This window comes from Acinetobacter sp. YH16042, from assembly GCF_013417245.1.
In the GTDB taxonomy this organism is placed as follows: domain Bacteria; phylum Pseudomonadota; class Gammaproteobacteria; order Pseudomonadales; family Moraxellaceae; genus Acinetobacter; species Acinetobacter amyesii.
Genome location: NZ_VPEJ01000010.1, coordinates 54,205 through 78,886 on the forward strand (window position 1 = coordinate 54,205; position 24,682 = coordinate 78,886).

Genomic DNA, 24,682 nt, shown 5'->3' on the forward strand with positions numbered 1-24,682 from the left:
GATAAAAGAAAACCCACCATGGGGTGGGTTGTTTGAAGTTTTTTACGCAATATTGAGGTTTAGTTGTTGAGTGGGAATATCAACTGACTTGATGGAAGGGCCATAGATCATGACTTCTGAGCCTTTCATTTTATGATATGCACTATAATTCAAAACATAATCATCTTGCGCATATCCAGTATAAATATCTTTAATTTCTTGACAGTTATCGTAAGAAACTATCCAGTTTGTTTTCACTGAATCCAGCGCCTTTCGTATTTGAACATGATCTTCATGCATATAGAAATTTCTATATAAACCTTGACCTTTGACATAATAGGGAGGGTCTAGATAGATAAGAGAGTCTGGGGGGAGCAAGCTGTCGACTTCATTTAGTAGCTCAACTGCATCCTTATTGTAGACATTAATATGTTTAGCAAACTGGCCAATCATTTCAATTCGTTTAACAAGATCAACTTTATTAAAACGAGCATCAAGCTTATACTCACCAGACTGAGTCTTTCCACCAATGACACCACCTTTTAAAATTCCAGAACGATTAGTTCTATTAAGGAAGAATGTAGAAAAACCATGTTCAAGAGTTGAATGAATTTCAGGATTAGCCAAGACTTCTTTTTGCTTAAACCATTCCTCTATGGTTACATCGGTATCAATAACCTTCTTTAAAAAACCTTCAGTATCTTCTGTAATGCTTTTCCAGAAATTATAAATAGCTACATCAAAATCATTGATGTGAATGTTTTTACAGTACCCATTAAATAATAAATCTAGAGCAACACCAGCTCCTCCCGCATATGGTTCGAGATAATCACCTGAAAGGTTGTTTGCTTCCATCAGATCTTTAACAAAGGGCGCAAATTTACCTTTTCCACCAGGGTAGCGTAGAGGAGTATTAAATCTTTTCAACAAAAATATTCACCTTCAGCGCAACAACTTAGTTTGTTAATGTGGAATTTTCTTGGCATACAAATGCAATACTCATTTGGAGATCCCTGCAAAAATTATCGACCTGATCAGTATTTTCCAAACACCAACTTTCAATTATCTTAGCATTTTCGATAAAGCTTTTGTGTACATTAAACCAATACTTCATCTTATCTCTGATTTTTGGAAGTTGTGAATTATCGTGTTTGCGATCAGGAATAGGAAGTATTGTATTTTGAATATAATCAAAATCATATGCTCCATCATTGATATCGAGAATGTGTTCCCAGAATGGATCCTCACTATCATAATTTATGATTTTGTTATTAATGAAATCATAAATTATTTTCTCTGGATTTCTATCTGTAGATGGAGTGTTTTCATTGAAAGATTTATCTGAGGGTAGTGGGCAAAATTGCTTATGCTGACTAATAGTCTTTCTATTGTTCTCTTCAGATAAAATATCATTATCAGGCACTATCACCACAGTGCTAAAATATTTATCTGCTTTAAATAGATTCATTAGGCTAGAACAACCCACTTTTAAAGAAATCAAATTCAGTTCCGCACCATAAAGTGCTTTGAAATCATTAATATTCTTAAACGAAAATATCTTCTCTAGGAAAAATTTTCCTTCATCATCTTCTAGGTATATTTTTACCATTGGCGCCTCTGAAGATGCAATGTCAGGATCTTTACTTTGCGATAATTGATTATTTTTTATTCTTAAATAGTTTGGATTCACCAATATTTTGGGGGCTGGTGTATTATGAAGGTACACAACAGTGTCTTCTACGCTCCCTTTTTCTATTTGAGATTCTGGTAGGGTTAAAATATGTTTGAAAATAGTTAGAGAATGGGTTGTAAAAACAATTTGCAAGTTCAACCTTCTAGCTTCTTTTTTTAATAAATGCATTAATCTTATTTGTGCAATGTGATGTAATCCTGCATCAATTTCATCAATGATTAATAGCCCACCAGGATATACATCCATTTCACGCTTTAATTTTTTAAATGATGCTAAAGCGGTAAAGATACCACTAAGAGAATCTTGGCCCAAGGAAATTGAAAAAGTATTATGTTTCAAAGATGGGAGTTTTGATCTTTTCTTTGAGCCTTTAAAGTCGTGATCAATAATAGGATCTTCTGAAGAAGATACATCAAAAGTAATAACATCTTTAAATAATTGCTGAATATAGATTTTATCTACTTCTTCTATATTTCTAACTTTGGTAAGTCGTATACGATCTTTTTCGTACTCTCCAATTGGAGTCATTCGACTCATTCCAAGGTAGAGGGTTGGCAGAGGAACTTTTGCTGATTCACCAATTTCAAATTGTGATCCCAATTGCTTATCAAGAGTGCGAGGAACAACTTTTAAACGAGTAATTAAATCTCCTTCAGAGTTTTTATCAGAATGTCGTGAAACGCTACATCTTTTAGTAAATTCAATATTATCAAATAAATAAGTGATATCGATATACGATTTATCTTCGATTTTTTCTTTATAATCATCATTTTCATCTAAATGAAAAAGCTCTTGGAAGTTGGCTTGAAATAAAGCATTAAAATAACTCTTATATTGAGAAGACCTAATCCCACTACAATTAGCAATAAGACCTAAAATTGTCGATTTTCCAATGCCATTTAACCCCCCAATAACAGTAATCCTGTCAGAAAAAATAATTTCCAACTTCTGTAATTTTCTGAATTTATTTTCACCAAATTTTATTGATTTAAGTTTGATATTCATATTTTTCTCAAAATACACATAATTCAACTATACATCCCGATACAACCCAACAACCTTACCAACCAACTTACAACCATCTTCTAAAGCTATGGTTTTCTCTGGCCAGTCAGGATTTAAAGGCTGCAAATACATATTCCCGCTTTCAACAATAAGCTTCTTAAACGTCGCTTCACTATCGCCTTGGCAAGAAACAATAACTAAATCACCTGTTTTTAAATCTGTTATTTGAAAGTCAGGATTCACATAAATCTTATCGCCAGGCCTAAAGTCGGGGAGCATAGACTCACCAACAACTTCCAAACCATAGCCATTCTTTCCGCATTTAGGGTTCGGCGGTAACCATTCTTCAAACTGAGTACCTGCGGGAACAGAATCTACAGTGGTCCATGAGCCAGCTTGCACCCATGAAATAACTGGAACTAATCGACCTGCAACTGGAAAAGGGGCTGTTACATTTGGTTCTAAACCAGTGCCATGATCTAGATAACTAATATCAACATTAAATTTGTCAGCAAGAATTTGCATTTTTTCTTCACGTGGCTTTGCAATACCAAGCGTGTATCTACGAGCCATCTCATACGTCACATCAATAGCATCTTTCAACTGATTAACAGTTGTAATAGGAGATCCTTCCTTATCCATAAGGCCTTTAAGTCTTGATGCAAATTCAAGATATTTTGCTGTCTGCACTTTGGATTTCTTTCCATTTTCTACCAATGGTAGAAGTTTACCTCGTATTTTTAGTTGCACCAATTCTATTTTAGGTAGTATATTATCTTCTACTTTAAGTAGTTTTAATGAGTGCATTATGTCAACTCCAAAAGATGCTTTAGAAAAAGCGATAAAAATTGCTGGCAATAAGTCTGCATTAGCCCGTGGATTAGGCATAACACCTTGGGCTCTAAGTAAATGGAATTTCGATAAAATTCCTGAAGAACGTTGTTTGCCAATCGAAGAATTAACTAAATCTAAAGTTAAAGCTGAGCAATTGCGCCCAGACATTAATTGGACTTTCATTCGTTCTACTAAAAATAGTAATAACACAGCCCTCCAATAAACACGTTCAAAGGAAACCGATATGAACATATTGGATGCTGCTTACAACACTGTTCACGACTACCAAGGTGGAGCGAATGCATTAGCGCCACGAATGGGCATAAAAAGCCCTGCGGTACTGAACAGTAAAGTGAATCCCAATACGGAAACACACCACATCACCTTGCTTGAGGCTTCAAAACTTATGGAGCTGACAGGGGATTACCGAATTCTGCAAAGACTGAATGCTCAACACGGAAAAGTGGCCATCAACTTGCCATGCATACCCGAATGTCGAGATACAGCGCTCACAGACCTAGTACTGAGTATTGGAATGGGTGGTGGAGATATATGTGCGCAGTTCAAAGAAATGATGGCAGATGGTCGGATCACCCGAGGTGAAGCGATTGATATGTCGAAGGTCATCCATTTTCTGCACGAAATATTGGCCGAGCTAGAAGCTCAAATAAACAAATGCGTCGAGCAATAAAAAAGCCTGATCTCGTACATCAGGCTTCCAATTCAAAATATGACGGAATCACAAATGAATCTGAAACCAAATATACCACAAAACAATGACATGGCAAACGATGGATTCCTCAATGGCGACGTTGTGGTCTTCACAGACCCAATCAAACCAGGCCATCTAATGACCGTACATAAAGTCCAAGGTGATGGTGTGTTACTGGATGGAAATCATAACTTTGCGCTGAGCCATTTAGTGCGTCATGCAAACGTAGCTGAATTAGGCGCTAAACGTCGCTTAACGGCTGTGGAAATGGCAATGGGAGAGGTGTCATGAACATAGATATTAGCGATGTATCAGACTTTATCTGGAAAGCAAGTCAATCTGAATTGAATCAAATAGCAGATGAGCTGGTTGATAACGGCTATGAGTTTGAATGTGCTGAATGTGAAACCCATGAGTGTGCAACGCACGATTCAACAGAAGACATAGAAGTAGCAAAACGCTTATTTCTGCAAAACCTTGCGAATCGTTTAGATCTGTTTGGTTTGAGTGACATGCTTTCAGAGCTTAAAGATGAATGCGATCAACTCGGTGTGAACCTTAAACTTGAGCGGAGTGCTGCCTAATGCACTACTACAAAAAGAACATTGGTGACTATCGCTCAGCTACAGCTCATTTAAGTTTGCTCGAACATGGTGTCTACAATTGGCTTTTAGATACGTATTACCTGAACGAAAAACCTTTACCGCTCAATGAGCGTGAGCTTTTTCGCATGGCGCTAGCACGTACTGAAGATGAAAAGAATGCAGTACGCGACATTCTTATTGAGTTCTTTGTGGAAACCGAAAACGGTTGGGTTCATAACCGTTGTGAAAGCGAAGTAAAAGCGTATCACGCTAAAGCAGAAACCAATCGCAAGAATGGTGGGAATGGTGGCAGACCTAAAAAGCAAGCCAAAGAAAACCCAAACGGTTTTCAAATGAATGATAAAGAAACCCAGTCGGTTATTTCTGGAATCCCACAAGAAACCTTAACCAAGAACCAAGAACCATTAACCATAAACCAAGAGAATACACACACAAACGCGCAAGCAGATTTTTCAGGAAGCGATCATTGGAAACCAGATCTTGAACAACTGGCGATTGCCTTGAGAACCACAAAATATTCTCAACGAGTTTCTGAAATCCTAAGCATGGAAGATTTTCAATTCCATCTTGGGAATTTTAATACTCACCATGAAAACAATCACCAGCTCACTGATAACCAAAAACTTCGCAAGTTTGCGCAATGGATTTTTCAGGAATTTGAAAAACAATTGGCCAAAGCTGAGCGTGAAGCAACGAAAACGAAAAACCATACCACTGAAAAACAAAATTCTCGAAACGTAAATGATGCTTGGGGTGAAGTACAGCAGTATGCACCTGCAAGTGATATCGATTGTGGAGGACTGCTATGAACGCCTCAATTTTGAATGTGCAGATCCAGTTGAGTTCTGAATACTGTGAAACACACCGAGCTCAAAAAGTCTTAGTTGGTCGTACTGCAATTTGCAAACAATGCGCTACAGAGATTTTAAACAAAGCCCATAGGGATCACGAGGTCGAAGTAAATCGCATGGTTCGCGAAAAGCATTTTGAGGGGGCTAAGTTACCAGCTCGTCATGCGAATAGTGGTTTCAAAGATTACATCGTAAAAAACATTGGTCAGCAAAACGCCAAGCAACACTGCACAGCATTCACAAAGGACTTCAAGCAGGGTGTCAACCGCAATTTGATTATGGTGGGTCGTACAGGTACAGGTAAAACACATTTGGCATGCGCTGTAGCTCGGAACATCTTGGAATCACGCAAATATGCTCGTTACATCACTTCAGAAGATATGGGTAATGAGATTGCGAATGCTTGGAAAAAAGCAGATGACACTGAATCAAATGCAATTCACCGATTCACCGAATATGACCTGTTAATTCTTGATGAATATGGCTTGCATGACCGTCATGAAAATCGGTTGCAGCTTGTGCACAAAGTTTTGTATGCGCGTTATGACGCAGCAAAGCCAACGATGTTGATTTCGAACATGACGATGGCTGAGTTGCAAAAGGATTTGGGGGATCGTTTATGGTCTCGTTTTCAGCATGATGGCCTGGTGATTGTCGAATGTAATTGGGCGGATCAGCGTGTAGGAGGTGCAGCATGAATACGTCATACGTTAAAAAATTTGAAGAGATTAAAAACGTACTTGTATACATCGCATTTTCTACTGGTGAGGTGACTGCTTTAGAGCTTGAGGAAAACGTGACTGATTGGGGGCGTTGCCAATTAAATTTACATCTTAAGAAACTTGTAGAAGCTGGGTATCTGCAGAGTAATGGCAAGCAAGTAGAACGTGCTTATACCGCTACTAACAAAACAAAGCAGTTATTTGGGGTGAAGTAGTGACCAGCTACTCAATTGCTGAATACAAACAAATGATCGGTGATGCTAAACCTAAACGAGGTACCAAAAGACCTAAGGTTAAAAGTCAAAAGGTACCGAATGAGTTTGAGGCGAAATTGGCAAGAGAACTAAAGGCTTTAAAAATCGATTTTGAACAAGAATTTACGTTTCGCCCGAGCCGTAAATGGAGAGCTGATTTCCATCTAAAGGGAAGAATGATTTTGATAGAGGTTGAAGGTGGTATTTGGAGTGGTGGTAGGCATACAAGGGGTAAAGGGTATATCGGTGATATGGAGAAATATAACGCGGCAGCAATGCTGGGTTATCAAGTCATACGGTTTAGTACAGAGCAAGTGAAGTCAGGTTTAGCAATTCAGCAGATTGAGAAGATGGTAGGGAATTTAGGATGAATGCAGTTACAGAAATAAAACCAACAGTTCGTATGATGCAGAATGAATTGGCGCAGTGGGGTAAATGGGCACGACATGCTTCTTATAATCCAAGTGAATTGACTTATACCTCACCTACATATGGTTTGATGCGTTTGAAAGAGGGGCAGAAGTCGTCAGGTATTCAGGTGATGCTGGATGATAATGCTTTGATTGCTATTGATCATCTGGTGACTCAGTTACGCTTTTCACGGCCGGACCTGTACCAATGGATTGAGTTTCATTATTTAAAGGGGTATCCGATCGCCGTATTGGCGAGTAAGACCAAGGTGGATCGCCGTAATATTGATAAGTTTCTATTGGCGGCTGAGACTTGGTTGGATAGTAGGCTTGAGGCTATTTGTCATGCAATAAATGTGTAATAAGAAAAAACGGTCCAGAACCAAATATATGTAGTGATGGCGTAGCATTTAATGTATCGCCATTTCTTAAAGGTGTAATTTAGACTATTAAGGAAATAAAGTTGCGGATCACATTCATATCCTTTGCCTGTAGTTACAGAAAATGCACACCCGCAAGAAAGTAATAAACTATAAAATTCTTCATGATTACCTGATTGAAGCCTCTCAACACTCCTAATATAGCTATTAAGATGAATTCTAGATTTTGAAGTTAAACTTAAACTATGGATGTTTTGAGTTAGAAGATTTTTAAAATCAATCATTTGATCTATCACAAGCTTTTTATTTTCTTCATCCATATTGTCAACTATGAACTTATACCAATTCGGAAGTCCTTTATTATTTGAAATAAAGTAATGAGAGAAGAACTCAGGATTGTTTAAATTATTTCGTGGTAGGACGCTTTGATGGGTATAGGGAAGACATATATAAATTGAATTTAATTGAATAGATTTGACTAATTTATATTCTTCAATTAAATAATTCCTAATTTTTTTATCATTCTTTGAATTGGTATATATCACATTAATATAATAAAAAATTATGCTAGCAATAATACTGTATGAAATATTTTTTAAAATTTCATACATCGTTTCATCTAGTTTATTATTTAAAATAATACATAAACAAAATAAGGATAAGGCTAAAAGTAAGTTTAAAGTCCACTCTTTTAAAATATTAAAGAAAAACATGAAGAATTCTTTCATAAAAATATCGTTAATTTTACTTGAGTTGCGCGCAGCAAACTACTATATTTGTGATATTGTCGCTGTAGTTGCATTGATCGACAACATAGAACTTAAAAGCTCGCCAAATGGTGGGCTTTTTTGTTGCCTGTGAAAAGCCAATTCATAGAACATGCCATCGAGTAAACTTCCTTCGGGAATCTAGACTAGGGGGTGGCGCCCCAACCTTAAAGAGAACGAAAGCAAGTAAAGCAGGCCTTGCATGTTAGGTGTGTGTGATTGTGAGTAGCGGTAGATCAGTTGCCGAGCTGATTAATATCGATATCCAAGGCAAGGGTGTGGTGATTTGCCACGCCCTTTTTAATGCCCTGAGAAATGTTTTTTGTGTAAGCAATATCAGGGCACCTAAGGCGGCTTCATTTAATCTTAGTGGTTTAAATTTTTATGCCGCCACCCAATGCGCCTATGGCAGAAAGGATTATGCATCGGACTTCTATTCCGCCTTATGTGGGTTCGAATCCTACTGGGCGCGCCAATATTCAGGAGATTCACATGCTCCAATTTTTAAAATGCTTATTCGGCTTTCATGGTGCGGTTGAAATTGACCACACCATTGATGGTGATGAGATAAAAGTTTGTCGAAGTTGTTTGAAAGAAGTTAGATAATTTGCCGAACGTATTACGGCGCATAAAAGCCCTTCACATTCTAATGTTGAGGGGTTTTTCTTTTCTTATTTGGTGGTTGGTATGGCTTATATCGTAGTGGGTTTAGTTTCATTCTTATTTGGGTACGGGTTGTGCTTTAAGTGGTTTAAGAAAGACATTGTTGAAAGTAAGCCGATCGCGTTTAACGAAGGTGTTTATGTAGCATCTAAAAAGAAGATTGAGCCATGACAGATAAAGTACAAGCAAAACATGACTTAGAAATTTGCATGAAGTGGTGCAATGTTTATCACCTAGATATTGGATAGCTAGCAGAAGGAGAATATATAAATCACAAATATAAATAAAATTGAAATAAAGTTAGGTAAATATTAATATATCTGATATAGTTTGTTTGATCGAATCCGTAAGCGGAACGGTAGTGTTTGAGTTGTTAACGGAATTGCGTATTCCCTCCATTCTGATGTTCAAGCATCAAATTCAAACAGTTAACGCATAGCATGAATTCGCATCATGCCGATCAAGGGAAGCCTGCAGCTATCCGTGGGTTTTCCTTAAATTTTATTTTTAAGATACTAATTTAATTTTTATATCTTTTTTAAATTTCACAGCTACTGTAAATATCATAAGTTTAAATATCTTCTTAAGTGAATTATCTCCAACCTTACAATTGGTTTTATCTTTAAATACTTTCTTGTTTGCAAAAGCTCATTACATGAGTGATTAAATGAACATTTCAAATGGGTGGACAACCGCCGCAGCAATCAATGGCGATGTTATACGTGTAAACATTATTCCATTAAACAAAATTCAAAGCACAATGAATGGCCATACTTGGGTTGAAGTTGCAAAGCAAGTTGAACTTGAGTCAGGCAAAAAAATTGAACTGAATTTAGATGGTAAGTCTTTTTATACTGAATTGAATAAGCTTTATAAACTGTACTCTTAATTCGTCAACATTATTCAATACGTCACATAGAGTAAAATTTTTAATTTATTTTTTGTTTTTTATATTTTTAAACTAAGGGTATTTCGAATTTTTCTCTATCACAAAAAATCTATAAGGAAAAATATATGTCTAATTTAACTACTGGCACTGTGAAGTGGTTCAATGATGCAAAAGGTTTTGGTTTTATTGCCGCAGATAATGGTAATGAAGTTTTTGCACATTTTTCTCAAATTATGTCAAATGGTTTTAAAAGCTTAGCTGAAGGGCAACGGGTTCAGTTTTCACAATCTAAAGGACAACGCGGATTTCAGGCAAGTGAAATTGTAGCGATTGATAATTAATTATGAATACGCCATTAAATAAAGTAATGCTGGACGTGGTTGATCAACATGGCGCTGTCTATACACTAGAAGCTATGTGCGAAAAATCATCTGATGAGCCAAATAGTTTTGGTGATTGCGTCCGTTATCTAAATATAGATGATGAAATAATTAAGCCTAGCTTTGATATGCATTTCTACAGTGATAAAACTGGAAAAATATTTAAGTTATTTTAATTTTACATGCAATTAAATTAACCTCCTCCGGGAGGTTTTTTATTGGGTGAAATATGGAACTTGATACCTATAAAAACCTAACTAAAAAGATTCCGCCTAAAAAGAAACTACGCTCCAGGCCATTACCCAAAACCAGTGAAAAATACTTAGAAGCATTCGAGCGACTAAAAGAAATATTAGACCGGATGGAAATGAAGTATGAAGAATACTTTCATTTCAAAAGTACAAAGCACTGGCGTTTTGACTTACACCTCATCGAACATCGCATGCTAATTGAAATAGCAACTGGTCCATGGTCTGGAGGTCGTAAAGGCAAACTTGCAACAAAAGCTTGGAGTATTGATCGTTATGACCATGCAGAAGAAATGGGGTATCGATTTCACAGGTTTGAATTAGCAGATATCAATATGGGGCGTGCAACGGCCTGGCTAAGACAATTAAAGGCATCACATGGAACAGATCAGACCATTCCCACCGACTGAACTTATAGATCAGGCTGAGGAAGAAGACGCTATACGTCTTGCACCAGCACAAGAATTACTGGCCTGGGTGAAAGATAATTATCTAACTATGGGTGGCCAACTACATAACCCAGACCATGATCATATCGCTGAGCTGATTCACGACAATGAAGAGTTTTTGGCATTTGCATGGGCATCTTCTGCGGCTATGGCTAAAAAGCGCATGGTACTGGGTCAATGTGAAAAAGTGATGTTTAACCAAGGTGGATGGAAGAAAGCTCGCCAAGAACAACAAATGCGAGACTGGTTTGGCTTTGTACCTCAGTACTTAATCACGATTGATGCAGCATTTTGTGAGCAAACCTCTGATCGTGAATTCTGCCGTTTGATTGAACACGAGCTATATCACATTGGTGTAGAACGATATGAAGATGGGGAAATCATTTATAGCGATATGACTGGATTGCCGAAGCATTATTTGGCTGGCCATGATGTTGAAGTTTTCTTTGGTGAAATACGTCAGCACGGAATCGATAGCTCAGTACAACGACTATTGGATATTGCTAAAAATGCTCCATTTGTATCGGAGACAAACATTGCAGCGTGTTGCGGAAACTGTGTGATTAACTGAGCCGAAAGGCTCTTTTTTTTGCCTATCTTGCGACACGTAGCGACACAAAGAGGAATTTATGGCAACACTTAAAGAGCCTGTGAAAATTTTTATAATTCAGTCTCTTGCTTGCCGTGACACCCCTCAAGAAGTCGCGGATCTTGTGAAGCAAGAGTTTGATCTGATTCTCGATCGATCTCAGGTGGCTTTGTACGATCCAACCAAGCGACGTGGGAAAAACCTGAGCAAGAAATACGTCCAATTATTTGAGAAAACCCGTGAGGATTTCGATGCTGGATTAATCGATATTCCAATTGCGAACAAGTTCTACCGCTTGAAAGAAATCCAAAAGATGTATGATGACTCTGGGAAGAACAAAGTCGCAAAACAAAAGTTATTAAAGCTTGCACATCAAGAAACTGATGGCAGGACAATTCGTCAGGAGCACACTGGTAAAGATGGTGCTGACTTGGAAATCAAAGTTATTCGAGAGTTTATAGATTAGAAGGATTCCACTGTGGAGCTTAGAATCAAAACTCCACGTTGGTCAAAACCTTGGTTTAAGACAGCACGATATAAGGGTGCTCATGGGGGGCGTGGATCAGGTAAGTCACATTTTGTAGGTGAGCAGCTGGTAGAGGAATGCGTCATTGATAAAGATCTTCGCGCTGTATGTATTCGTGAGATTCAGAAATCGATTAAGTACTCAAGTAAGCAGCTTATTGAGGACAAGATCAAGGCTCTAGGCGTATCACATCTGTTTGATGTGCAACGTGACCTAATCAAGCGAAAGGGTGGGGAGGGAGTAATTCTTTTTCAGGGTATGCAAGACCACACAGCTGATTCAATCAAATCCCTTGAGGGTTTTAAGATAGCTTGGATTGAAGAAGCTAATAGGCTTTCATCAAAATCCCTCAGACTATTACGTCCAACAATGCGTGCTGAGGGGTCACAAATTTGGGCGACATGGAACCCCGAATCGAAAGACGACCCTATAGATGATTTTCTACGTGGTGAGTTTGCACCTGAAGACTCCATCGTTATTGAAGTAAACATCAACAACAACCCATTTGCTCCGCAAACACTGTTGGACGAATACGAGGAAGATCGTAAGCGTGCAATTAGGATGCAGGCTGCAGGTGATGAAAATGCATGGCCTATGTTTGAGCATGTTTGGCATGGTGCTTACCTTGAATTTAGCCAGGCCATTATCTTCTCTGGTCATTATGTGGTTGATGAGTTTGAACCTGATGCTGACTGGACAGAAGTGTACTACGGTTCCGATTGGGGGTTCTCACAAGATCCAACAACACTAAACCGTATTTTTATTCATGACGATATTCTCTATATACGTAATGAAGCTCATCAAGTGGGTTGTGAGATTGATCATCTTCCGAATCTTTTTGATGAAGTGCCGGGCGTTCGTACTCACGAAATCAGAGCTGATAATTCGCGACCTGAAACTATTAGTTATATGAAACGCCAAGGTTTCAAGATTAAAGCAGCAGACAAGTGGCCTGGATCTGTAGAAGACGGTGTGACGTATATGAAGAAATTCAAGCAAATCATTATTCACCCTGATTGCCCTGAAACAGCTAGAGAGTTCAAGTTGTATTCATACAAGGTCAATCGTGCAGGTGATGTACTGCCGGATATTTTGGATCTCAACAACCATCATATGGATGGTATTCGCTATGGCTTACAGCCATTGATTAAGGGTCGAAGCAGCAAAAAACCTGCTGGTGCAGGTAGTCGAACTTATTGATAAGGAAAACACATGGCAAAGTCTAAAAAAGACAAAGCGTCAAAGAAGGCTTTGTCTCTTGGCAACCTATACACTCAAGAAGCGGTAACGCGTTTTTTAGTTAATTTTGGCAAGCAACCAGATACCGATGAGGTGCTTCGTAAGGCTGGCATTACACGTCACAGATTACGAGTATTGCTAGATGATGATGAAGTTGCCCAGGCGGTTGAGACTCGCATAGATGCACTACTGGCTACACCGCTAAGAGTTGAACCAAGTGATACAGATGAGGCCGAAAAATTAACACTTGTTCTCAAAGAATGGTTTCATGAGATTGCGGCCGGTTCTTTGAATGCCTTGTTTTTTGGCTATTCGGTTCAAGAAGCTGTTTATGAACTTAAACCAGAGGGTTACATCGGCCTGGAATGGATTGGTGAAAAGCCAATGCAATGGTTTGAACCTAAAAATGATGGTCGACTAATTTACCGTCAGGAAGGGACTGCTAATGAGCAGGAGGTCGATCAAGTATTTAAATTCTTCTTAACGCGTCGTAAAGCTTCATATGAACAACCTTATGGAAAAGCATTGCTAGCAACACTGTATTGGCTATTTTTCTTTAAGCAGAATGGATTCAAATTTTGGGCTAAATTCTTAGAGCGTTTTGGTACGCCAATTCTTTTAGGTAAATGTAAAGATACCGAAACTGAAGACATGAATAGAGCATTATTAAATGCTCATGCTCAAAGTGTATTGTCGATCGATGCTGAAGACGATGTTCAGGTACTGGGTACATCTGGTGCGAGTGGTACTGCTGGAGCTGCGTTTGAGTCTTTCAATAATCAGCTTGTACGACAGATTCAAAAAGTCATCTTAGGGCAAACACTTACTAGTGGGACTGATGGTGTTGGTAGTAGAGCATTAGGTCAAGTCCATGAAAATGTAAGGATGGATAAACTCAAATCTGACATTCGACTGGTTACGCCTACTTTGCAAGCAGTGGTGAATGCACTATGCGCTCTAAATGGTTGGGGTGTGTATGAGGTTATGCTCGGTGAAAAACCTAAACCACTCAATAAGGATCAAGCCGAGCGTGATGCTCATCTTAAGAATGCTGGTGCAAACCTAACGCCACAGTATTTTCAGCGTGAGTACGGGCTTCAGGATGGTGATATCGCTGAGTCAAACCAACCTTTTCTAAACACCCAATTCTCAGCGATACCTAATCGTGCATTCAGCTTTAAAGCCCAGGCCAATAAACTTTCAGCTGAACAGCAAGAAGTTGAGGAATTAACCGATGGCCAAAAGGATCTGCAGCTTTTAAGTAATGAGCAGATTAAGCAGCTTGTTGCTGAGTCGGATAGTCCCGAAGGCCTGGCATTCAATTTAATGCAGTTGATTCCGTCTGTATCTGAATCTCAGTTTAAGGCCAATTTAGATCAGGCTTTATATGCTGCAGATGTATTGGGGTATGCGACAGCAGCCAAGGGGAAATAGATGCAACCAGTCACATTCCTTGAAGCGCTTCAGTACGCGCATGACAAAAAGATTGTGCTGCCTGATGAGTTTTATTCAATGGACTTAAAGACACGGCAGATGGCGACTACAGTGAGCTTTCTATCGAGTCTTGAGCAAGTTGAGACAGTAATTAAGTCACTGAATAGGACTTTAGCCAATGGTGGAACGTTTAACGATTTTCAGAAGTTGATTGAAGAATCTGAAATCGTTCTGCCAAAGCATTACTTGGATACTGTGTTTCGCACCAATCTCCAAAGTGCTTATGGTCATGGGCGATGGCAGCAGCAGAATCGAAATAAAGCCAAACGCCCTTATCTAATGTACTCGGCTATCGATGATAGTCGTGTACGCCCATCACATTTGGCATTGAATCGAATTGTATTGCCGATTGATCATGCATTTTGGCTAACGCATTACCCGCCATTAGGATTCCGCTGCCGCTGTACAGTCATCGCACTTACAGAGGCACAGGCGCTCAAATACGGCATTACACCGGATGATAAGTTGCCGGAAGTTACTGAGGCATTGGACTGGTCATCGCATCCATTGCAGTTTGGTGATCTAGAGGCATTGGTAGATAAAAAGATCAATGTGTCAGTACTAGATAAGGAATACCTCCTCGAGCAGAAGGAAGTCATCAAAGCTGAGTGGACTGCATCGAAAAAGCTTACGAGTCTATTTGCTCCTATGGATGATAAGACTCGGGACTTATTCGATACGGTGGCTAATAAAGTAATTCCATTAGATCCTTTGATTCGACCAAGTGCTATTCGTACTTTCTTGGATTATGTGCAAGGCAATGACCAGGCCATTACAAACTATTTGAATAGCAAAGCCTCATCCAAGGCTGACCAAGTGCTTAAGCAGTGGTTGGTTCAGGATATAGGAGCGATTCATGCTGTAGCTAAAAACACCTCAGACGTAATTACCGGCACAACCACACTGGCTTACGCAGCTTCACTCGAAGTAGGCAAGGTGGTGACATTGGATGCCCCGATGCTTTTAGCAGGGCAATCGAACATCATGATTCAAATTGAGAATGCCAATGGCCTGGGGATTGATCTTGAACAGTTGAATGCAGGAGAGGGTGTATTGTTGCCTTTGGGAGTGGCTTTCGAGGTTATTTCTATTGAAGTACTGAAAGAGCAGATGGTTTATACTTTGAAACTATTATAATTGATAAAATAAACAGATTCAGAGTGTGGCTAATATGAATAAAACTGAGGCTTTCAAGAAGTTAGGCGCTACCCAGAAGAATACATTTTGGTCAGTTTCGGCTTTTAATGAAGACAAACAATTAGTTTTAAGTTTATGGCAAGACTTCTTTAGAACAGAAAATAGAAAATCAATCTATAGGGATTCAATTTCTAGATGGCATGGACATGGAAATAAAGAATTTAGAGAGAATCTCTTAATAGCATATGAACAAAAAATACCTATTAGAGCCGTGATAGCGCGGACGAATAATATTGAAGGTGTTAAACGTGGTGAAGATGCGAGTAAATTCAAAAATACATTTTCACCAAAACTTGATTGGATTGGAGAAATTACTTTCTGGGATGGGGAAAATTTTGAAATCACATTCTTAAAAATCACTAAGTAATGAATTATTAGCAACCAGAACCGCCTTCGGGCGGTTTTTTTATGGAGCATGAAAATGCCAGAAGCTGAAAAGCCTAATCAGTATTGTTTCCAGCTCGGGCAACTGAGTGTTGATAATGCTGAGGAGGGTAAGAAAAAACGTACTTTCTCCGGTGTTGCTTACAGTGGAGAGCCAATCACTGATCACTGGTATTGGGATCGAATCATTTTTGATTTGGACTCAATGCAGCTAAAAGGCCGAATCCCTGCGTTACTTGAACATCGATCAAGTCAGCGAGCAGGAGCAATCAATACCCACTCAATCAACCATCAAACAGGTTTAACTGTTTCTGGCGATTTAATGAGTAATGAGTTTGGCGCTCAGGTTGCCCAAGATTCGGACGATGGTTTCCCGTGGCAAATGTCTGTTCGGATTGAACCCACAGCTATTGAAGAAATTCAGGCAGGTGCATCCGTATCGGTGAACGGAAAAGTTCATCAGGGTCCAATCACGGTATTCCGTGGTGGACGAATCCGTGAAGTTTCGTTTTGTGCCTTGGGCGCAGATGACAATACAAACGCCGTGGCAGCAAGTCACTCACCTAAAAACTTTAATCAACCAGAGGACACCGACGTGACCGAATTAGAGCAAACCCAGGCCAAATTAAAGCAGGCTGAAATAGATCGTGATGCTGCTCAGGCCGAACTTAAGAAGTTCAAAGCTGATAAGCGTGAAGAAGACATCAAGTCGCTTGAAACAGCAATGAATAAACAATTCAGTGCTGAAGAAAAGAAATCCTATACAGATATGGATGATGCTGCATTCGCATTTATGGCACAGCAGTTAAAGCAATTTTCTGCAGGTATTCAACAGCCAGCTGGTCAACAGCAACAAACGCAGCCAGCACCGGGTGTGAATCCAGCATTTGCACATTTATTCACTCATCAAGCGAATAGCAATCAAAGTGGGCAACAAGGCCAAGGCGATCAGCAAGGTACAGCCTTAGATCATGCGTTTAACCAATTTGCTGCAGCTCAACAAGGAGCAAAAAATTAATGGGAACCATTACTCAAACAATCACGACTACACAGCTTGTAGTGGGTGATGGCGTTCGTACAGAAAACGCCAAAGTAAAAACGGCGACTGCATATAAACGCGGTGATTTGTTGAAGGTGGCTACAAACAACCTCGCAGATCACCCCGTGGTAACAGAAGGTGTGGTTGGTGATTGGAATGCCATTGCCAATACAGATATGACTGTAGAGCAGGCTACTTACCATGCAGCCAATGGTCTGGAAATGCCAATTTACGTACAGGGTGCATTTGATATTGCTGTGGTAACTGTGAATGGTACGCCGTTAACGGAAGCCCAATATGACGCGGTACGTGCCCAGGCCTTAATCAACAAAATCGAACTTCGCAAAGTCGTGGGGAAATAATCAATGAGTCAAACTTTTACATTTCAGAACGCTCCGGTTGAATTACTGGATGTACCTCAGTTGGTGTTATTAACGGATACTACTCAGAAGGTAGACACGTGGTTAATGGATCGCTTCTTTCCTCAACGTGTCTCGTATACCAAAAAAGAAGTTCCTGTAGGTGAGTTAAATACAGCAACGCCGCTCGCGCCATTCGTTACACCAACAGCTGCTGGTCGCCAAATTAAAGTTGGTGAGTCTGGTAACGTGAAATTCGTTAAACCGGCATATTTAAAGCCAATGATGACGGTATTTCCAAGTGACGTGCAAAATACCGCTTTGATTACCCAGTTGCGTAAATTTGGTGTGATTGCCACAGGCTCAAACCGTTTAAGTGATGCAGATCTATTGCTTATTGACCAAGCGCAAAAGGCATTATATTTACGTCAATCGATTGAAAACCGAAAGCTGTTGATTGCCCGTGATGTCTTGCTATATGGCAAGACAACCTTCGCTTCTGCTGACTTCCCAATGTATGAAGTAGATTATGAGCGTAATGCGGCTTGTACATTTGCTCCATTGATCAAATGGGGGCAGGTTGGTGCTACACCAGTAAAAGATTTTCAGACCATGATTGATCTATCAGTAGAACATTCAGGTACTTCTCCAACAATGGCACTTACAACATCTAAGGTGTACAACACTTTAATTAAAGATCCAGAGTTTAAAGAGAAGTTCATTGCACCATATGCGGGTATTAGTGTTCCTTTGACTCCAACCTTTGATCAGATGGATAAACCGCAGTTCCGTGGTACGGTCGACAACATTGAAATTTGGACGTATGACGTTCAACACAGTATTGGTGGCGGTACACCGGATCGTTTTATTCCGGAAGACTTCTTTGGACTGATCTCTGATGCTAATGGCTGGATCGCTCACTGCGCTATCCAAAACGTAGAGGCTTTTGGACAAGCTCTAGAGTTCTATCTAAGCCAATGGCAAGAAAAGAATCCTTCAAGCATTCAAATGCTTGCTGAATCATCTCCACTGGCGATTCCAAACAATAAGAATGGCCTGGTAGGCGGTCGTGGGTTTGTATAAGGAAAATATTATGACGAAGTACATTGCAAAGCAGTCGCTTGGACACTTTCGTCCAGGCCAAGAAATCACAGGGCTTGAAGCTAAACAACTTCAGGCCCTTTTAGCAACTGGGGTTATTGAAGAAGAAAAAGCTCCAGAAGAACCTAAGGCTGATGGTTCAGCCGCTCGCTTAGCTGAGCTTGAAAAAGCCAATACTGATCTTATTGCAGCAAATAAGCTGATGACTGATGAAAAGGTCAAATCAGATCAGGAAAATGGTGAGCTTAAAGCGAAGGTTGCAGAGCTTGAAAAAGCATTGGCTGCATCTGACGCTGCCCTGAAAAAAGCAACTGCCGAAGCGAAGAAGGCTGCTTCAGAAGCTAAGTAGGTGATCTATGTATGCGACTAAATCTGACTTGGTGGCGCGGTTTGGTGATGAGCTAGAGCAACTGTTAATAATGCTACCCAATGTCACTGCTGTAGATGATGCCATTCAGGACGCGACAGAGGAGATTAACGGTCACATAGGTGGCCGTTATTCTTTGCCGTTGCCAAATGTGCCAAGCAACTTAAAACGCATGGCATGTGATATTGCACGCTATCGCTTGTATTTCCAGCAACCAACTGAAGAAGTCCGAAAGCGCTATGAGGATGCAATCTCATTCTTAAAGCGCGTGGCTGAAAACAAGGCACATTTACAGATCCAGTCTGAGGAATCGGACGAGATTATTGATGATGAGCCTACAAAGAAGCCAAGTACTTTACCTATCGGTAGTACTTATCGTGGTGGGGTATTTGGTGACGATGTCTTAAATATGATGCCTAGCATCAAGTGAGGCAATTATGGCGTTTGCAATCAAGATTGATTCAAATAGTTCAGCAATTGAGGCGGTAATGACTCAATTGTTGGATATTAATGCTGAAAAAGCTCGACTTTATGAAGATATTGGCTTGGCATTAACAACCAGTGTTCAAGAAAGATTCATTGGTGGGTTTGATGTTGATGGTAATCCATGGAAGATGTCTTGGCGTGCAAGCTTGCAGGGACGAGAGGGTATGCAAGGTGGTCAAACGCTACGTGATACTGGTCGTTTGATGAATTCCTATACATACAACGTTCTTTCGAATGGTGTTGAGGTAGGTACGAACGTCTTTTATGCGCCATACCTGCACTTCGGTGCTACGATTCTGCCAAAGACAAGCCAATACATTACCTTTGCTGTTGGTGGTCAATACAGAAAAGTAAAACAGGTAGTTAATCCTCCAAGGACACAATTAGGTATCAATTCTGCAGATGAAGAAATGATCCTAAATATCGTAGGAAGTTTTATTGATGAGTACCTTCTTCGCGGTACGTGATGAGATTGCAGAAAAACTGAAAGAAATTTCAGAATTTAAGCAGATTTATTCCCCGCTAAATTCAGTAGTGGTCACAGAAATGTCGCAGGTCACTCCGTCGGCGCATATCAACTTTGTACGCATAGACAAGAAAGCAAGCGCAGGTAAAGGGGGAATTAATCAGGTTGGTCAGCAGTGGGCGGTGACAGTGGCGTGTCGCAATGCCCAGTCACAGAAGAATGATGGTCGAGCAGTTAGCGATGAAGCAGGGCTTTTAACTGAAAAAGTAATTCAGCTTCTTTCAGGTTGGAAGCCGCAATCTTCTCGCAATGAATTAGATCTGATTTCGGTTCGTGATGGCTATAGCCCCGGGTTTGCATACATCACTATTATCTTTGAATCACAAAAATTTATTTAGGAGCCATTCATGGCAAAACAATATAAAGCCCGGCAACCCGTCGGGCGTTTTTCTGCCGGCGATATTGTTGGTGGGCTGACAGAGAATCAAATCAGCAAATTACTCGCAGATAAAATCATTGAAGAAGTGAAGCCATCTGCTCCAAATAAACCCACTAAAGAGGTGAAAACCGATGGCTAAAAATTATATTTCACTCCAAGGTAAATTCTATTTATCTGAAATTGCAAATGGTGTTGCAGGTGCAATGCGCCATATTGGTAACGTGCCTGAGTTTGAGCTTGAAATCACAACAGATCAGGTTGAGCACACAGAAAGCACATCCGGTCAGCGTACGACGGATTTTGTACTAACAAAGACCACTGGTGTGAACTTTTCAGGACAACTTGAAGAAGTGGATGATGCCAACCTTCAGTACATCCTTTCTGGTATGAAGTCTGAAGTTGCAAGTGATACGGTGACTGACCAAGCCTTGGGTACCGTGAAAGTCGGTGAAGAAATTAAGCTCAACGGCTATAGCTTAACTGCAGTTGCATTTACTGCCGGCTCAACAGCTATTGATGAGACGAAGTATGAGCTTGATTCTGTATTCGGCACTGTGATCTTTAAAGAAACGATTGTAGAACCAGTAACGGCAACCTACACCACTGGTGCAGTAAGTCATACCACCATTGCTAGTGATTTCAACAAAGAATATGAATTGTTCTTTAAAGGGATTAACACTGCAACTGGGGACAGTATGGCTGTTCGTTTATGGCGTACTAAAAAATCACCAGAAACTACATTCCCATTGATTCATGAAGACCTTGGCCAATATGAAATTTCAGGTCAAGCCTTATCTGATGTGACCAAAGGAACGGATGCAACACTTGGTCTATATGGCCACGTTGTGACAATTCCGAAAGTGTAAAACCTCAGGCACAAAGAACTCCACGGCGCATAAGCGTCTTTTTTTGTGCCTGAATTCTAGAGATTAAATCATGAATGATTTCTTTGTAGCGAATAATCGCTCGATCACAATTAAGGTGCTTGGCAATGATGTGGAAGTGAAGCAGCTGCAGATGCATAACTTTGATTTCTGGTCACCGATTGCATCAGTTATTCGTGACAGTCTAAAGCAAAGTGATTATTCAGATTTAATCGGCGCAGGCCTGGTAAAAGATTATGGCGCGCATGTATTTCAACTTTGCTCAATGTGTACAGACACTGAAATGGAGTCGCTATTAGATCTCGCTGAATCAGATCCGTTGGAGTTTAGCCATCTTCTTAAACATGTGATCGAAGTAAATGGTGCATATTTCAATGAAGACGTTAAGCCAGGCCCTAAAATTCGTAAGAAGAAAGGTGGTGTTGAACAAACTTGGTTTGATTCATTCCAGTACTTGATAGCGTATGGCCATAGACAAGACGATATTCTGCAAATGTCCTATGGGGCTTTTGTTGGCTACTTAAAAGCGGCTGAAAAGTATCAACGCAACCGTGGTAAGTTTGATTCAAATATCATTCGGGCAGCGCACCATGCGGATAAAAAAGGTTTTACAACGTTCCAAGATGAGCTAAGTAAACATTGATGTAAGTTGCGGTTTTCACTTAATATGTGCTCCATAATAAAATATTGAGGGTGTTGGGGTGAGAAAGCTAGCTTTAATATTGGCTCTATGTGTGTCTGTACAAGCATTTGCAGTAGATATGAGAGCACTGCGTGGTAGCAATGGTTTTGTTGAGCTTGGTAACTCAGAAGCTAGACTTAAAGATGTACTGGGGCAACCTGAGTCTGTAGATCGTCAAGTTGTGCACGACCGCAACGGATGGCCACATAAGGGCACAATCTACATTTATAAAGTTGATGGGCAGACCTACACCATTACTGTTATTGGTGGCAATGTTTACAAGATTAATTGGGAGCGTTGATAGTGAACCTTAAGGTTTTAATTGTAGCTGCTGTATTAATTGTTGGTGGATTGTTTTATTTCATAAATGAGAGCAATAAAGCGGATGTTGAAAGGTTAAAACAAGCTGAGGTTGCACATCAGCAGAAGCTGGAGAAGGAAAAAGCTGCGGAACTAAATGAGCAATATGGTGGCTCCCCAATTAAAGAAGAAACTATTAATAAGATTGTTGATGCTAAGATGGAAAAAACAGTGGAGGTTACTCCACAGCAAGCACAAGAGTTAAATAAAATTATTCTTGAGTGGACAGATGCAGCAACTGTAGCTGGTGCCACCAGTAGAATTGCATTATCTCAGCCCGTGGCAAAGCTTCAGGAAATTAAGAGAAATATTTCCATAATGAAGTTTCAGGGATGTGCAGAATCCACGCGCTTACTTTATGCTGATGCTATGACCACAAATATTGATGCATATCTTGAATTTATGAAGGGTAAAGAATATGAATTTAAGGCGGCATCACTATTGACTGATTACAGTAAGCAGTTGGAAATGGCTGAAAGAGAGAAGAAAAATTGCACAATATTGCAATAATAAAAAAGCACCCTATGGTGCTTTTTTATTATCTATCTAGCATTAGAGCCTTCAAATTTACAACCAATTTTAATCAACTCATTAGCAATAGAGCTATTAATAGTGCATCGCATTGCATGATAGCTAAGTATCCAGTAGTTGAAATTTAACTCGTACAGCTTAATTTCGTGTAATTGAGACTTAAACAATCCAAGTGTAAATCGATCAATCTCGATCGTATATCCAAGTTGCTCAAGATCATTGAATGTTGTAATTCTAAAGAAATTAGGTTCAAAGCTTTTTTCTAGGCGATATACAGCCTCAGCAGTAATGGTTCTGCTATTTTCCAAAGCGGTTTGTTCGATTTTTTCTTTTAACTCAATTGGAACACGGAGGTTCATCTGTGGGTCGTTGCGCGCCATTGTACGAAAGATTCTATTATTGATATAAAGAATATAGTGCATCACAGTGCTTTACATCAATAAAGCGCTGTGCTTTAATGTGATCACGGTGCTTTACTGGAGGATTAAATGGCACGATCGGACACACAGGTAGCAGTACGCATTCCACCTGGGTTGCACAAGCAACTAAAAGAGAAGGCAGTAAAAGAAGAGCGTTCGATGAATTATTTAATCAATAAGGCGGTTGAACTTTTATTAAACCAAGAGAGTGCGAAAGCATGAAATCAATAGGCACAAAAAAACCTTGCTCAACTCTCACATATCACAAGGTTTAGTTGCCATCACATAAGGATGTAAACACATGACAAGTTTAACCCAAATCACAGTGCCTTTCCACAATGCTGAATTATATATTGTGGAATATGAAGGGCAGCCATATACACCAATGAAGCCTATTGTTGATGGCATGGGTTTGGATTGGAAAAGCCAGTTTGTGAAATTAAAACAGCGCTTTGAACAAGGTATGGTGGAAATCACCATACCTACCAAGGGTGGCCTACAAACCATGCTTTGTTTATTACTTCGCAAGCTACCAGCATGGCTTTATTCAATTCATGCAAATAAAGTAAAACCCGAACTTAGAGACACGGTTATAAAGTACCAAAGCGAATGCGACGATGTGCTATGGGATTATTGGACAAAAGGAAAGGCGGTTAATCCACGTAAAACAACCCCGAAAGACCGCGAAAATCTACGTCATGCTGTATCAAACTTAGTATCACGTGTGAAGATCAATTTTTCAGATGCATACAACATGGTTTTGCAGCGATTCAATGTAAAAAGTATTGAAGAGATACCACTTGATAATCTCGATGATGCAGTTGAATACGTTCACGGCTTGATTTTGACATTTGATAAAGTTCAGCAACATTCACCAGTAGATATTAATGCAGTGCAGGATTGTCACGGTGTATTGCAATATCGCTTGATTGAGTATCACAGTCAGCTTGAAAAGGAAGTAAAGCGTTTAGGCGGCAAAATGCCTGAACACCCATCTTTTAATCCTGACCAAGTTGCACAAGCTTTGATGTCAAGAATACTTCAAGGTAAGCAGATGATGATCAAGCTAAATTATCAAGGCGGATTTTCTCTAGATTTGATTCCAAGAGATGCAGTAATGGTGGATGCCAATAGCATTCCAGAATTGGTAAATCGCACTGACCTAGTCTCAAAGGAGCAATTGCCACTAATAGTGCAAAATGCTATGGGTCGATTAGTTAAATAAGATCAGACATTTAAAAACCACTCTTCGGAGTGGTTTTTTTATGCCTAAGATTAA

General features: G+C 39.7%; 38 protein-coding genes and 1 tRNA gene. 34 read left to right on the top strand and 5 right to left on the bottom strand.

The features are described from left to right. Positions 1 to 42: 42 nt before the first annotated feature. From FTV37_RS09105 to FTV37_RS09115, 3 genes are read right to left on the bottom strand one after another with little or no spacing between them, the layout of a single operon-like run. Positions 43 to 906, bottom strand: coding sequence for a DNA adenine methylase (locus tag FTV37_RS09105; RefSeq protein WP_180063586.1), 864 nt, complete (start codon positions 904 to 906; stop codon positions 43 to 45). A 28-nt stretch (positions 907 to 934) separates the two neighbouring features. Then, a complete protein-coding gene (locus tag FTV37_RS09110; RefSeq protein WP_180063587.1) occupies positions 935 to 2,677 on the bottom strand; it encodes an AAA family ATPase in 1,743 nt (580 codons plus the stop codon). A 27-nt stretch (positions 2,678 to 2,704) separates the two neighbouring features. Next, on the bottom strand, positions 2,705 to 3,484 hold the full coding sequence (locus FTV37_RS09115; RefSeq protein ID WP_180063588.1) for a LexA family transcriptional regulator: 780 nt from the start codon (positions 3,482 to 3,484) through the stop codon (positions 2,705 to 2,707). 1 nt (position 3,485) lies between these two features. Between FTV37_RS09115 and FTV37_RS09120 the strand changes: the two genes are divergently transcribed. From FTV37_RS09120 to FTV37_RS09160, 9 genes are read left to right on the top strand one after another with little or no spacing between them, the layout of a single operon-like run. Next, complete coding sequence (locus tag FTV37_RS09120) at positions 3,486 to 3,734, top strand: Cro/CI family transcriptional regulator (protein WP_180063589.1); 249 nt, start codon at positions 3,486 to 3,488, stop codon at positions 3,732 to 3,734. 21 nt (positions 3,735 to 3,755) lie between these two features. Further along, the gene (locus tag FTV37_RS09125) at positions 3,756 to 4,202 is read left to right on the top strand and encodes a phage regulatory CII family protein (RefSeq protein WP_078190844.1); all 447 of its coding nucleotides are present in this window, start codon (positions 3,756 to 3,758) and stop codon (positions 4,200 to 4,202) included. Positions 4,203 to 4,256: 54 nt separating this feature from the next. Further along, complete coding sequence (locus FTV37_RS09130; RefSeq protein WP_257224266.1) at positions 4,257 to 4,514, top strand: hypothetical protein; 258 nt, start codon at positions 4,257 to 4,259, stop codon at positions 4,512 to 4,514. Beyond that, entirely contained in the window at positions 4,511 to 4,807 is a 297-nt protein-coding gene (locus tag FTV37_RS09135; protein ID WP_168377693.1) for a hypothetical protein, read from the top strand. The genes FTV37_RS09130 and FTV37_RS09135 overlap by 4 nt, the downstream gene beginning before the upstream one ends. Beyond that, positions 4,807 to 5,637, top strand: a complete 831-nt coding sequence (locus FTV37_RS09140; RefSeq protein WP_180063590.1) for a YdaU family protein — start codon at positions 4,807 to 4,809, stop codon at positions 5,635 to 5,637. The genes FTV37_RS09135 and FTV37_RS09140 overlap by 1 nt, the downstream gene beginning before the upstream one ends. Next, a complete protein-coding gene (locus tag FTV37_RS09145; RefSeq protein WP_180063591.1) occupies positions 5,634 to 6,377 on the top strand; it encodes an ATP-binding protein in 744 nt (247 codons plus the stop codon). Before FTV37_RS09140 ends, FTV37_RS09145 begins: the two co-directional genes overlap by 4 nt. Further along, on the top strand, positions 6,374 to 6,616 hold the full coding sequence (locus tag FTV37_RS09150; protein ID WP_078190839.1) for a hypothetical protein: 243 nt from the start codon (positions 6,374 to 6,376) through the stop codon (positions 6,614 to 6,616). The genes FTV37_RS09145 and FTV37_RS09150 overlap by 4 nt, the downstream gene beginning before the upstream one ends. Further along, a complete protein-coding gene (locus FTV37_RS09155; RefSeq protein WP_180063592.1) occupies positions 6,616 to 7,026 on the top strand; it encodes a hypothetical protein in 411 nt (136 codons plus the stop codon). The genes FTV37_RS09150 and FTV37_RS09155 overlap by 1 nt, the downstream gene beginning before the upstream one ends. Further along, positions 7,023 to 7,427 (top strand): antiterminator Q family protein, encoded by a 405-nt coding sequence (locus FTV37_RS09160; RefSeq protein WP_180063593.1) that lies wholly within the window; start codon positions 7,023 to 7,025, stop codon positions 7,425 to 7,427. The genes FTV37_RS09155 and FTV37_RS09160 overlap by 4 nt, the downstream gene beginning before the upstream one ends. Here the strand turns inward: FTV37_RS09160 and FTV37_RS09165 are convergent. Beyond that, a complete protein-coding gene (locus tag FTV37_RS09165) occupies positions 7,409 to 8,173 on the bottom strand; it encodes a hypothetical protein (RefSeq protein ID WP_180063594.1) in 765 nt (254 codons plus the stop codon). The genes FTV37_RS09160 and FTV37_RS09165 overlap by 19 nt on opposite strands. Positions 8,174 to 8,611: 438 nt before the next feature. Here FTV37_RS09165 and FTV37_RS09170 point away from each other — a divergent pair. The 23 genes from FTV37_RS09170 to FTV37_RS09280 all read left to right on the top strand — a co-directional run bounded on the left by FTV37_RS09170 (position 8,612) and on the right by FTV37_RS09280 (position 22,963). Further along, a tRNA-Arg gene (locus FTV37_RS09170) sits at positions 8,612 to 8,687 on the top strand. Positions 8,688 to 9,542: 855 nt separating this feature from the next. Beyond that, positions 9,543 to 9,764 carry a transposase gene (locus FTV37_RS09175; protein ID WP_180063595.1) on the top strand — a complete coding sequence of 74 codons (222 nt, stop codon included), beginning with the start codon at positions 9,543 to 9,545 and terminating at the stop codon, positions 9,762 to 9,764. A gap of 125 nt (positions 9,765 to 9,889) precedes the next feature. Continuing rightward, positions 9,890 to 10,105: a cold-shock protein gene (locus tag FTV37_RS09180; protein ID WP_180063596.1), complete on the top strand. Its 216-nt coding sequence runs from the start codon at positions 9,890 to 9,892 to the stop codon at positions 10,103 to 10,105. Between the two features lie 2 nt (positions 10,106 to 10,107). Beyond that, positions 10,108 to 10,320 carry a hypothetical protein gene (locus FTV37_RS09185; protein ID WP_180063597.1) on the top strand — a complete coding sequence of 71 codons (213 nt, stop codon included), beginning with the start codon at positions 10,108 to 10,110 and terminating at the stop codon, positions 10,318 to 10,320. Between the two features lie 53 nt (positions 10,321 to 10,373). Beyond that, positions 10,374 to 10,802, top strand: coding sequence for a hypothetical protein (locus tag FTV37_RS09190; RefSeq protein ID WP_180063598.1), 429 nt, complete (start codon positions 10,374 to 10,376; stop codon positions 10,800 to 10,802). Beyond that, a complete protein-coding gene (locus FTV37_RS09195) occupies positions 10,771 to 11,412 on the top strand; it encodes a putative metallopeptidase (protein WP_180063599.1) in 642 nt (213 codons plus the stop codon). The genes FTV37_RS09190 and FTV37_RS09195 overlap by 32 nt, the downstream gene beginning before the upstream one ends. A gap of 58 nt (positions 11,413 to 11,470) precedes the next feature. After that, positions 11,471 to 11,896 carry a DUF2280 domain-containing protein gene (locus tag FTV37_RS09200; RefSeq protein WP_168377682.1) on the top strand — a complete coding sequence of 142 codons (426 nt, stop codon included), beginning with the start codon at positions 11,471 to 11,473 and terminating at the stop codon, positions 11,894 to 11,896. A 12-nt stretch (positions 11,897 to 11,908) separates the two neighbouring features. Further along, complete coding sequence (locus FTV37_RS09205; RefSeq protein WP_180063600.1) at positions 11,909 to 13,156, top strand: PBSX family phage terminase large subunit; 1,248 nt, start codon at positions 11,909 to 11,911, stop codon at positions 13,154 to 13,156. A gap of 12 nt (positions 13,157 to 13,168) precedes the next feature. After that, entirely contained in the window at positions 13,169 to 14,629 is a 1,461-nt protein-coding gene (locus FTV37_RS09210) for a DUF935 family protein (RefSeq protein WP_180063601.1), read from the top strand. Continuing rightward, a complete protein-coding gene (locus FTV37_RS09215) occupies positions 14,630 to 15,826 on the top strand; it encodes a phage minor head protein (protein WP_180063602.1) in 1,197 nt (398 codons plus the stop codon). Positions 15,827 to 15,860: 34 nt separating this feature from the next. Beyond that, positions 15,861 to 16,253 carry a hypothetical protein gene (locus FTV37_RS09220; protein WP_168377678.1) on the top strand — a complete coding sequence of 131 codons (393 nt, stop codon included), beginning with the start codon at positions 15,861 to 15,863 and terminating at the stop codon, positions 16,251 to 16,253. Between the two features lie 54 nt (positions 16,254 to 16,307). Then, positions 16,308 to 17,288, top strand: coding sequence for a hypothetical protein (locus FTV37_RS09225; RefSeq protein WP_180063603.1), 981 nt, complete (start codon positions 16,308 to 16,310; stop codon positions 17,286 to 17,288). Continuing rightward, positions 17,288 to 17,671, top strand: coding sequence for a hypothetical protein (locus tag FTV37_RS09230; RefSeq protein WP_078193411.1), 384 nt, complete (start codon positions 17,288 to 17,290; stop codon positions 17,669 to 17,671). The genes FTV37_RS09225 and FTV37_RS09230 overlap by 1 nt, the downstream gene beginning before the upstream one ends. Before the next feature lie 3 nt (positions 17,672 to 17,674). Then, positions 17,675 to 18,751, top strand: a complete 1,077-nt coding sequence (locus FTV37_RS09235; protein ID WP_180063604.1) for a major capsid protein — start codon at positions 17,675 to 17,677, stop codon at positions 18,749 to 18,751. A 10-nt stretch (positions 18,752 to 18,761) separates the two neighbouring features. After that, entirely contained in the window at positions 18,762 to 19,118 is a 357-nt protein-coding gene (locus FTV37_RS09240; RefSeq protein ID WP_180063605.1) for a hypothetical protein, read from the top strand. A 7-nt stretch (positions 19,119 to 19,125) separates the two neighbouring features. Continuing rightward, positions 19,126 to 19,566 carry a gp436 family protein gene (locus FTV37_RS09245; RefSeq protein WP_180063607.1) on the top strand — a complete coding sequence of 147 codons (441 nt, stop codon included), beginning with the start codon at positions 19,126 to 19,128 and terminating at the stop codon, positions 19,564 to 19,566. A 7-nt stretch (positions 19,567 to 19,573) separates the two neighbouring features. Beyond that, positions 19,574 to 20,089 (top strand): phage virion morphogenesis protein, encoded by a 516-nt coding sequence (locus FTV37_RS09250; protein WP_180063608.1) that lies wholly within the window; start codon positions 19,574 to 19,576, stop codon positions 20,087 to 20,089. Further along, positions 20,064 to 20,486 carry a hypothetical protein gene (locus FTV37_RS09255; RefSeq protein ID WP_180063610.1) on the top strand — a complete coding sequence of 141 codons (423 nt, stop codon included), beginning with the start codon at positions 20,064 to 20,066 and terminating at the stop codon, positions 20,484 to 20,486. The genes FTV37_RS09250 and FTV37_RS09255 overlap by 26 nt, the downstream gene beginning before the upstream one ends. Positions 20,487 to 20,495: 9 nt before the next feature. Next, positions 20,496 to 20,666 (top strand): hypothetical protein, encoded by a 171-nt coding sequence (locus tag FTV37_RS09260; protein WP_180063612.1) that lies wholly within the window; start codon positions 20,496 to 20,498, stop codon positions 20,664 to 20,666. Continuing rightward, positions 20,659 to 21,393, top strand: coding sequence for a hypothetical protein (locus tag FTV37_RS09265; protein ID WP_180063613.1), 735 nt, complete (start codon positions 20,659 to 20,661; stop codon positions 21,391 to 21,393). Before FTV37_RS09260 ends, FTV37_RS09265 begins: the two co-directional genes overlap by 8 nt. A gap of 70 nt (positions 21,394 to 21,463) precedes the next feature. Beyond that, positions 21,464 to 22,054, top strand: coding sequence for a hypothetical protein (locus FTV37_RS09270; RefSeq protein WP_180063615.1), 591 nt, complete (start codon positions 21,464 to 21,466; stop codon positions 22,052 to 22,054). 91 nt (positions 22,055 to 22,145) lie between these two features. Further along, entirely contained in the window at positions 22,146 to 22,394 is a 249-nt protein-coding gene (locus FTV37_RS09275; RefSeq protein ID WP_218947583.1) for a hypothetical protein, read from the top strand. A 2-nt stretch (positions 22,395 to 22,396) separates the two neighbouring features. Continuing rightward, positions 22,397 to 22,963 carry a hypothetical protein gene (locus FTV37_RS09280; RefSeq protein WP_180063619.1) on the top strand — a complete coding sequence of 189 codons (567 nt, stop codon included), beginning with the start codon at positions 22,397 to 22,399 and terminating at the stop codon, positions 22,961 to 22,963. A gap of 32 nt (positions 22,964 to 22,995) precedes the next feature. On the opposite strand, the gene FTV37_RS18160 is transcribed toward FTV37_RS09280, so the two are convergent. Then, entirely contained in the window at positions 22,996 to 23,406 is a 411-nt protein-coding gene (locus FTV37_RS18160; protein ID WP_373683569.1) for an Arc family DNA-binding protein, read from the bottom strand. Positions 23,407 to 23,472: 66 nt separating this feature from the next. Here FTV37_RS18160 and FTV37_RS09290 point away from each other — a divergent pair, with 66 nt between their 5' ends. Together FTV37_RS09290 and FTV37_RS09295 are read left to right on the top strand one after the other, a co-directional pair. Next, the gene (locus FTV37_RS09290) at positions 23,473 to 23,625 is read left to right on the top strand and encodes a toxin-antitoxin system HicB family antitoxin (RefSeq protein ID WP_180063621.1); all 153 of its coding nucleotides are present in this window, start codon (positions 23,473 to 23,475) and stop codon (positions 23,623 to 23,625) included. 79 nt (positions 23,626 to 23,704) lie between these two features. Next, entirely contained in the window at positions 23,705 to 24,628 is a 924-nt protein-coding gene (locus FTV37_RS09295; protein WP_180063623.1) for a phage antirepressor N-terminal domain-containing protein, read from the top strand. The last annotated feature ends 54 nt before the right edge of the window (positions 24,629 to 24,682 follow it).